This window comes from Echinicola sediminis, assembly GCF_054777495.1.
In genome coordinates this window covers 1-8,861 of record NZ_BAAHAP010000095.1, presented here as the reverse complement: position 1 = coordinate 8,861, position 8,861 = coordinate 1, and the positions used below count along the sequence as shown (strand labels likewise).

Genomic DNA, 8,861 nt, shown 5'->3' with positions numbered 1-8,861 from the left:
TAAATGGAGCGGTTATATTGGAGGGGCAGGGAATGGCTCATGTAACCGTGGATTGGCAAGAGTTAGGCAGCAAATTTATAAAGGTCTATCCAAGAAATGCCTGTGGGGAAGGGCTGGTTTTTGAGAAGAGCATTAGCGTCAATGAATCACCAAGTAAGCCTGCAGAAATTGAAGGTCCGAATAGGGTGGGATTAACAGAGGAGCTTTACAGCGTGTCAGCGGTAGATGGTATCAATTACCAGTGGGAAACCGAAGGCGGTGATATTGTGGAAGGGCAGGGTTCCAATCAGGTAAGGGTTCAATGGGAAAAAGAAGGTGATTTTAAGCTGAGGGTGACCCCAATGAATGCCTGTGATGAAGGAGAAAGTCAAGAGATGGACATTAACGTAAATCTGATTACGGATTTAAGGGAGGAAGAGCGGGAAAAAGTAATTAAAGTGTATCCTAATCCTTCGGATGGAGATATCCATATTACTGTTTCGGGAGTGCCCGCTATCGAGGAAATAGTGATTACCAATGCATACGGTCAGATCCTGCGAAAATTTTCTCCTAATAGTGGGATTTTTACTTTTGATATACAACAGCTTCCAAAAGGTCTGGTTATGGTTATTGTGAAAACCAAGGCAGGGGAAACTGTGGAAAAAGTGTGGATAAGATGATTTTTTCTTGTGCTTTTTCTATGCCCTGCAGTAGCCATTAGGCAGAAGGAAATTGCAAAAAGGCCTTGATAATGTGCTTGATGCTGGTTTTAATGTATCTCACTAGGCTTCACCTGTTGATCGGGAAGCTTAGTGAGATAACATTGTATAGTGGTGGATAAACATGAAGCGTTTATCCTACTTGATCAAGTATTTCTTGGTAATTGATCCCCATGTGACTGGTGTCATACACCGCCATGCCGTCTTTCACCAAAATCACCTGAGGTGATTCGTGTTGTACCGCAAACTCTTCGGCTATGGCATTTGAGACATCTCTATAACTTAGCAAGTCCAACACATAGGGGCTTACTTTGCTGAAATCATTGTCCTGCCAGTTTCTTTGTAGGCGATTCCATGCCATGCCGCTGATGGAGCAGCTGGTAGAATGTTTGAAAATCAACACCGGTTGATGTTTGCTTTCTTCTATGATCTGATTGATCTGCTCCAATTTGTCAATTGCTTTCCAAGCCATATCTAATTGATTTGATTTTACTTCCCCCCTTAACAATGAGGGACTGTATTTTGGTTCGAAGATATCACTAAAAAATGATTGCCCCTACTTTGTCCTGCTTTATCGGTTATGTTAAATGATTCTTCCTATCACATGAAGCTGGAAATCTTGCCTCTCAAAAAAATAGAAAGCAGGATTTAATAAAATTTAACGCACGATTATTGCAAATGCATGCTCAAAAGCGTCTATAATCTGTAAATGATTTCTTATTCTTGTAGGCTTGAATAGAAAAATATGAAAAGTAAGCTATTAATATTCAGTTTATTGATCCTTATCATCTCATGTAAAGGGATCAACCCTGAAAAGCCCAAATATGAAGGTGAATTGGCCGAGCTGCCGGAAGCAATTTCCAAAATCAATGTGCCCCTGGAGATTCCACTGGAGTTTATCGAACGCAACCTCAATAAGGAGTTAAGTGAAATGCTCTATAGTGAGACAGGTCTCAACATGGGCAATGGCTTGATGGCCGATCTTGATGTAAGCAGGATCGGAAATCTCTCACTCTCTTCATTGGGTCAAAACAAGTTGCAAATCGAATTGCCCCTTAAGCTCAAGGGTAAAATCAATATTGAAAAGAAAATTTTTGGACAGACCATTGCCACCGGCGTGCCTTTCGATGAGGGGCTTACACCAAAGGTAAGCTTTGTCCCCGTTATCGGTAGAAACTGGGATGTGGGCATTTCAAATATCCATATCGAGAGCTGGGGCAGGTCCTTGAAATACAATTTGCTGGGATATGAACTTGACTTCGGGCCTATGCTGAGGGAGCACGTGGAGAAAATGCTCGATAGTCAGCTAACAGGAGAAAACCTAAGCCGTATCAGTTTCAGAAAATTGATGGAAGATACCTGGAAGGCCTATGGGAAGCCGGTCAAAATTGAGCAGGATGGATTGGATGCCTACGTTTATACCGTCCCCCACAAGATCAAGGTAAAGGAAAAGTTTACTGGAGATCAAAAACTAAAGTTAACTGTGGGGATAGAAGGGGAGGTTTTTACCCAGATCGGGAGTCTTCCCAATATTACACCCAGCCCCTTGCCGAATCTTTACTATAATGATGATGAACGCAATTACCTGGATATCACCCTTCCGCTCTCCATTCCCTACAAGGACTTGGACAGGTACCTTAATGAGATGCTAGCAGGGCAAACGTTCAAGATGGACAGTAAAACGAGCCTGAGTCCAAAAGCTTTTGACACGCAAAGTTTTGGAGACAGGTCGTTGGTCAAAGTTGACTTTGTGGTCAACAGGAACGGCAAGAAAAATATCCAAGGCAATGTTTATCTGGTTGGGAAGCCTACTTATGATCCACTTAGGGAAGCGATCGTTTTCGAAAACATCGATTTTGATCTAAACACTAAAAACCTACTGGCCAGCAGTGCCAGTTGGATCAAGCAGGGGCAGATGCTCGAGGAGATCAGGAAATATGCGGTTTATCCCATAGGAGATTATGTGAAAGCAGCCCGTTTGGAGCTGCAGCAGCAAGGGTATATAGAAACAGACTATGCCTCTTTTCGCGTAAAAAGACCGGCCTTGGACGTCAAAGGAATCTATACCACCAAAGAAGATATCCGGCTGTATTTAAGGTCTACAGGAGAAATGGAAGTCCGGCTGAAGGAAACGTCAAAGTAACTTAAATTTTGTTCGGTTGAAAAATCAATAGGTAATCTTACCATTATAGAGCTCTGAAAGGGGAAAGATAAGATCATAATCTCCCCAGTTAAGGTTCCCGTTCATTATTTGAAATTCTTTGAACAGATTTTCATCCATGTATTTTTTGATAGAAGGGTGTTTGGATTGTAGTAAAAAGGGTTTAAAGTCAACGGTTTGTGTCTTTTTGTCATCAAAAACAATACGAAGCTTAAAATCCCCAAGGTATTCGGCTTGTTCTATCCCGACATGGCCTATATCATATGCAATATGTAGTTCTCTAAATTTCATTTAAGCTTATGGGTGATTTTCTCGAATCCAACCTCTTTTCGATAAACGAAATAATTCACCCATTTGGTTACAATATCGTTACCATACCTCCGTAGAAAAACCTTTAGGTTCCGAAAATCATTCCCTGATAACGGCTTTTTTCCTCGAACATTGGTAATGACAATTTCCTCTATCACACCATCGATAATAATAAATGAAACTTTCGATTCATCCCCTAACGGGCTCATGTTCATTTGAATAAAAATAGAATACGATTCCAAGGTACTCAAAAATTTTGGGCATAATTAGGAGGTTTACCTTCAAAAATTTAATAGGGTTACTACCAATCATGGCATGACTCGAATTCATGCCATGATTTTCTATCTCTTTTCACCTTGTCACGTTTTTCTTGGCTCTTTATTATTTTCTCTTGCCACTGATGTCTAGCTACTCCGTACTTTCCACTACCATCTCATCAAATCACCATAGGTCTTGACTCCCCTTTTTTCAGCTTCTTTGAGTAATTTCAGTAATAACTGGGCTGTCAAAAATGCATCTCCTGCTGCTGTATGTCGGTCGTCCACGGAGATTTGGTAACGCGCGCACAAGGCGTCCAAACTGTAATCTTTAAAATTGATTCGGGAGGGATCATAATGTATCCCATGTTCCATCCTCATAGCTAGGTCTCCGGTGTCTAAAATAGGGTTGAGAATTTTACGTAAACCGAAAGGGGAAGCCGCTTTTGTCAGCATGGCCACATCAAAACCGGCATGGTGAGCCACCAAAATCCCGGTGCCTAAATAGGGTAAAAGGGATTTTACAAAGTCTCTAAGAGGTAGTCCGGTACCAGACTTTATGATTTCGTGGATTTTTATACTGGCCACATTCTTTTTTTTGGACTGTACCAGGATCTCTTTGGAAGTCTCGATCATGATGCGTTGTTTGATGACTTTTACTCCGCCAAAAGCCAAAATGTGGTCCTTCTTGACATCCAGTCCGGAGGTTTCTGTATCTACCACTACAAATTCGAGTTCACTGAGCGGTAACTTTTTAGAAAGGCCGTTGTGGAAAGCCTCTTCATAATGCTTGACTTCAGCACTTTTGGTCACATTCTTTTTAAAAATATCCAGCCAGCCCATTATCTGTTGATATAATCTGTTTGAAACCGGACCGTTAGCAGATCCTGAAGCTTGTGAATAGGGGAAAAGGCATTTTTCAATAGCTGACGTTGGAGTTTGCCCAAGGATCCGGGCCTGATGTATCTTCCTGAGGTCTGCGATCCGATGCCTTCAAGTGCCCGCAATCGAAGAAAGATTTCATAAGCTTTACCTGCTTCGCGAAATAGTTCGGCATTTTGTGGTTCCAGTTCTGTCAATTTTTCAAACCGGTGAAAGGTATTGTTGATGCCTACAATTCTATGGCTGAGTACCAATAGCCTGGCGGCATCCGCCAAGGGCATCATTGCCCTGAGCTTGATATCAAATTTGTCCTGGTGCTCACCGGATTTTTCGACGATAAAGTTCCTGAAAAAACCCAATGGAGGAGGGTTTAACAAAGCATTTTTGGCTAAAAAGCTGAGGAATACCTTGCGCTGTTCTATCGAGGTGTAAATATGCTGTGTCATGGACTCTGCCAGGGTTTTAGCCCCGTAGACTGGTCTAAAATCAAAAAATATGGCCGCTTTCATTAAGGACTCTTCTTCAGGTAGGTTCACCCAGTGACCGAAATATTCTTTCCAGACAGAAAGGGGCTGGCACCACTCAGGGTTGTTGGCCATCACCTCACTTGGACAGGGGTGAAAACCACAGGCAAGCAAGGTCTCGATTACTTCTTGGGCCAAGGCTTCAAAATAGGCCTTGGTTTCTGCCAAATCAGCTTGATCCACATCCTCAAATACCAGGGCATTGTCCAGGTCTGTTCTCAGCAGCTGTTCTTGCCGGCCTTCACTTCCCAATGAAAGAAAGCAGAAGGGGACTTTGCTGGCTTTAGGATGCGAAGCGTCCAACTTCTTTTTGGCCAGTAAAACAGCCCTGCGTATGATTACATCATTGACTTCTGAGATGATGTTGGCCACGAATTCTATGGAAACCTCATTTTCCAAGTAATAGGCCAAAAGGGATTCTGCCCGGTCCCTGATTGCCTTCATTTCTTTTACGTCCAATGTATTCATCAGGGCATGGATGAGTACCGCGGGGCTGTTGCCCTGAGAAAGAAACACATCGTGATCTGCCAAAATCCCCGTGATCTTGCTTTGATCCGTGCCATCTTCTGTCAGAATGAGGTGGTGCAGACGGTTTTTGATCATCATCAGGTAAAGGTTGGGGAATTTGCTTTCATGATGCATTGTGACCACCGGGGAAGTCATGATTTCCTCTACTTTGGTGTCATAGGGCAGCCCCTTGGCCAATAATCGGTTCCGGAAATCCTTGTCCGTGATGATTCCCAATGGATGCTCTTTTTCGTCCAGGATGACAATGGAGCCTACCTCTTTTTGGTACATCAGCTTGGCGGCTTCTTCTACCCTGGTGCCTTGTTTGCAACTCAGTACCTCTGTAGGAAAGTTTACCTTCCCCTGTTCCAAAAACAGTGATAGACCGTGATCCGAGGAGACGTCCCTGAACAGTTTACGGGCCTTCTGTGACTGGGAAAGGTCTGTTCTTACCACGACCTGCCCTGCTGCAAAGCCTGCTGCAAAAAACAAACTGACTTCACTGTTTTCTTTTAGGATCTTATCAAATACTGCTACAGGAACAGCATACAACAAGCTGTCCTCTGCAACATAGCCGTTCAGTACATAAGGACGCTGCCCCAACAAGGCCAAAGCCCCGAAAACATCCCCTTCCTCACAATAGTCCTTTACGACCATTTTACCTGAATCCTCATCGGTCAGGTGAACAGAGCCTTCTTTGATAACAAAAAAATGGGGGTTGGCGGGGTTGCCTTTTCGGAAAATATACTCATCCTTACTGTAATACATCAGCTCTACTTTCTGGGCCACACTGATCAGCAGTTCATCAGAAAGAAAGCTAAAAGGAGGATATCTTCGAAGGAATTCCTTTACCCGGTTTACAATGACATTTGACATGGTTATTGGCTTTGGGCTATTGGCATAGAAAGTATGACAAAACCAAGCTTTGGCTTCTGTTTAGGCTGGCAATCTACTCAAAAACCACGGAATCCTAAAAACATCCTCCAATAAACCGTCCTGGATAAAAAGGGGAGAAAAAAAGCCGACCAGTTCACTGGACGGCTTTTGATATATTTTTTATTCTATTCTGCCTTTGATGATTTCTTCTACCACGGCAGGGTCAAGCAGTGTGGAGGTGTCTCCCATATTGTCAAGGGAGCCTTCTGCTACTTTTCTCAATATCCTTCTCATAATCTTACCGGACCGGGTTTTGGGCAAACCAGGGACGATCTGGATTTTGTCCGGTTTGGCAATTGGTCCGATGATCTTACTAATGGTATCTTTAATTTCTCCTTTGAGGTTTTCTTCCGTTCTGTTTTTCATGTCGCAGATGACATAAGCATAAATGCCCTGTCCCTTCACCTCGTGTGGATAGCCTACCACAGCAGACTCGATTACCTTAGGGTGTTCGTTGATGGCATTTTCTACCTCAGCAGTTCCCATACGGTGACCGGAAACATTGATGACATCGTCTACACGGCCCAGGATTCGGTAGTAACCATCATGGTCACGCTTCACACCGTCACCGGTAAAGTACATGCCTTTGTAGGTGGAGAAATAGGTTTGCTTACATCTCTCATGGTCTCCGTAAGTAGTCCTCAGCATCCCCGGCCAGGGGAACTTGATGCACAGGTTGCCCTCCACGGAGTTGCCTTTGAGTTCTTTTCCTTCAGGATCGACAATGGCCAGCTGCACGCCAGGAAGCGGCAAGGTAGCGTAGGCAGGTTTGGTAGGGGTCACTCCCGCTAAAGGAGATACCATGATTCCTCCTGTTTCGGTCTGCCACCAAGTATCCACTATCGGACATCGGTTCTTGCCAATATGGGTGTGGTACCAATGCCAAGCTTCTTCGTTGATCGGCTCACCTACAGATCCCAGTACCTTGAGGGAATCCAACTTATAAGGTTCGATCGGTTTGGTTCCGTGTGCTTCCAATGCTCTGATGGCAGTAGGAGCTGTATAGAACTGATTGACCTTGTACTTGTCCACGGTAGCCCAGAACCTCCCTGCATCGGGATAGGTAGGTACCCCTTCAAACATTATAGAAGTGGCTCCTGCCAATAGAGGTCCATAGACAATATAAGAGTGGCCGGTAATCCAGCCAATATCGGCTGTACACCAATAAACATCTCCGGGAGAATACTGAAATACATTTTCGAAAGAATATTTGGCATACACCATGTAGCCGCCAATGGTATGAACAACCCCTTTGGGCTTGCCGGTAGAGCCAGATGTATATAGGATAAACAGCATATCTTCGCTGTCCATTACTTCGGCTTCGTTGGTGTCAGGCTGGCCCTCAATGGCATCGTGCCACCAGATGTCCCTGCCTTCTACCATTTGAACGTCCTGATGGGTTCTTTGGTAGACTACTACGGTTTCCACCGTGGAGGTCCTTTCCAACGCTTCGTCCACCACATCCTTTACGGCGATTTTCTTTGCTCCACGGAAGTTCCCATCGGAAGTCAATACAGCTTTGGCCTGACAGTCATTGATCCTATCGGCCAGGGCATTGCTGGAGAATCCTGCAAAGACCACCGAATGGACAGCTCCCAGCCTCGCACAGGCAAGCATGGCGATGGCTGCTTCTGGAACCATGGGCATGTAGATCACTACTTTATCGCCTTTGCCTATGCCCTTCGCTTTGAGTGCGTTGGAGAATTTACAGACAGCATGATAAAGTTGCCTGAAAGTGAGTGTTCTTCCCTCTTCATTGGGGTCGTTGGGTTCCCAAATGATAGCCGGACGGTCTCCCATGATAAAAAGGTGCCGCTCCAAAATATTTTCGGTGATATTGAGCTTTCCGTTGACAAACCACTTGACATCCGGGCCTTCAAAATTCCAGTCCAACACTTTGTCCCACCTTTTCTTCCAGTGGAACGAATCTGCAATTCTGGCCCAGAACTGCTCCGGTTCTGTCACGCTCTTTTGGTACTCATGAAAATATCCACTTAGGGTGTGAATTCTATCACTCATGATGCTATACTAATTTTAGGTTTTATTATTAATTCAGTTTTACTCCCTCTAGAACGTTTGTTATTCTTTATTATTTCGAACAACCTGTTTTAGGATAAAGAAATATTTCGAAAAAGAATAATAAGCTTTCTAATTTTTAAGAGCTCCTAAAGCTAATCATTTAATTGTTTTTTTCTATGTTTTCTCAATGAAGTCTTGTTAAGAATTCGCTCTCAGGAGGAGGCATTAGGACAAAAAACTTGAATTGGGTGCTTTTCTTTTTTTAAGCTTGGGTTTAGGGCTCCTTTCAGATTTGTTTTTTTAACCACGGAGGGCGCGGAGGTCGCAAAGCCTTATCAATTAGACTTGGTGAACTCGGCGCCCTCTTTGTGTTTCCCTTTTCCATGTTGTTAAGTTAACCACAGACCAGTCCTTTAGTTAGACAGGCAGAATGGACCTGCCCCGATATTCTTATGGATCAGGCAAGGTTTAATTGATAATTAATTTCATATTTTCTGTTATCCCGGACTAGAGCAAAGATTCGGTTAATTAGTTTTGCCCGCACCGCATTAATGACCGTCATTTTATT

General features: G+C 43.7%; 7 protein-coding genes. 2 read left to right on the top strand and 5 right to left on the bottom strand.

Annotated elements, in window-relative coordinates:
• Positions 1–659 (top strand): T9SS type A sorting domain-containing protein (locus ACYVAA_RS18720; RefSeq protein ID WP_460544673.1); only part of this gene is annotated, 659 nt, incomplete at its 5' end.
• A gap of 172 nt (positions 660–831) precedes the next feature.
• Here ACYVAA_RS18720 and ytxJ read toward each other — a convergent pair.
• The gene (gene ytxJ / locus ACYVAA_RS18715) at positions 832–1,170 is read right to left on the bottom strand and encodes a thioredoxin family protein (RefSeq protein WP_460544671.1); all 339 of its coding nucleotides are present in this window, start codon (positions 1,168–1,170) and stop codon (positions 832–834) included.
• A gap of 273 nt (positions 1,171–1,443) precedes the next feature.
• On the opposite strand from ytxJ, the gene ACYVAA_RS18710 reads away from it, so the two are divergent.
• Positions 1,444–2,841, top strand: coding sequence for a DUF4403 family protein (locus tag ACYVAA_RS18710; RefSeq protein ID WP_460544670.1), 1,398 nt, complete (start codon positions 1,444–1,446; stop codon positions 2,839–2,841).
• 24 nt (positions 2,842–2,865) lie between these two features.
• Here the strand turns inward: ACYVAA_RS18710 and ACYVAA_RS18705 are convergent, their stop codons facing one another.
• The 4 genes from ACYVAA_RS18705 to acs all read right to left on the bottom strand — a co-directional run bounded on the left by ACYVAA_RS18705 (position 2,866) and on the right by acs (position 8,293).
• Positions 2,866–3,150 carry a DUF2442 domain-containing protein gene (locus ACYVAA_RS18705; protein WP_460544668.1) on the bottom strand — a complete coding sequence of 95 codons (285 nt, stop codon included), beginning with the start codon at positions 3,148–3,150 and terminating at the stop codon, positions 2,866–2,868.
• A gap of 443 nt (positions 3,151–3,593) precedes the next feature.
• Positions 3,594–4,268 (bottom strand): 3'-5' exonuclease, encoded by a 675-nt coding sequence (locus ACYVAA_RS18700; RefSeq protein WP_460544666.1) that lies wholly within the window; start codon positions 4,266–4,268, stop codon positions 3,594–3,596.
• On the bottom strand, positions 4,268–6,214 hold the full coding sequence (locus ACYVAA_RS18695) for a DUF294 nucleotidyltransferase-like domain-containing protein (protein ID WP_460544664.1): 1,947 nt from the start codon (positions 6,212–6,214) through the stop codon (positions 4,268–4,270). The genes ACYVAA_RS18700 and ACYVAA_RS18695 overlap by 1 nt, the downstream gene beginning before the upstream one ends.
• Before the next feature lie 180 nt (positions 6,215–6,394).
• Positions 6,395–8,293 (bottom strand): acetate--CoA ligase, encoded by a 1,899-nt coding sequence (acs, locus tag ACYVAA_RS18690; RefSeq protein ID WP_460544662.1) that lies wholly within the window; start codon positions 8,291–8,293, stop codon positions 6,395–6,397.
• Positions 8,294–8,861 lie beyond the last annotated feature (568 nt).

Bases quoted from the DNA above. Each gene is read 5' to 3' on its own strand.
- ytxJ (WP_460544671.1), bottom strand. From the start codon at position 1,170: ATGGCTTGGAAAGCAATTGACAAATTGGAGCAGATCAATCAGATCATA.
- ACYVAA_RS18695 (WP_460544664.1), bottom strand. From the start codon at position 6,214: ATGTCAAATGTCATTGTAAACCGGGTAAAGGAATTCCTTCGAAGATAT.
- ACYVAA_RS18710 (WP_460544670.1), top strand. From the start codon at position 1,444: ATGAAAAGTAAGCTATTAATATTCAGTTTATTGATCCTTATCATCTCA.
- acs (WP_460544662.1), bottom strand. From the start codon at position 8,293: ATGAGTGATAGAATTCACACCCTAAGTGGATATTTTCATGAGTACCAA.
- ACYVAA_RS18700 (WP_460544666.1), bottom strand. From the start codon at position 4,268: ATGGGCTGGCTGGATATTTTTAAAAAGAATGTGACCAAAAGTGCTGAA.
- ACYVAA_RS18705 (WP_460544668.1), bottom strand. From the start codon at position 3,150: ATGAAATTTAGAGAACTACATATTGCATATGATATAGGCCATGTCGGG.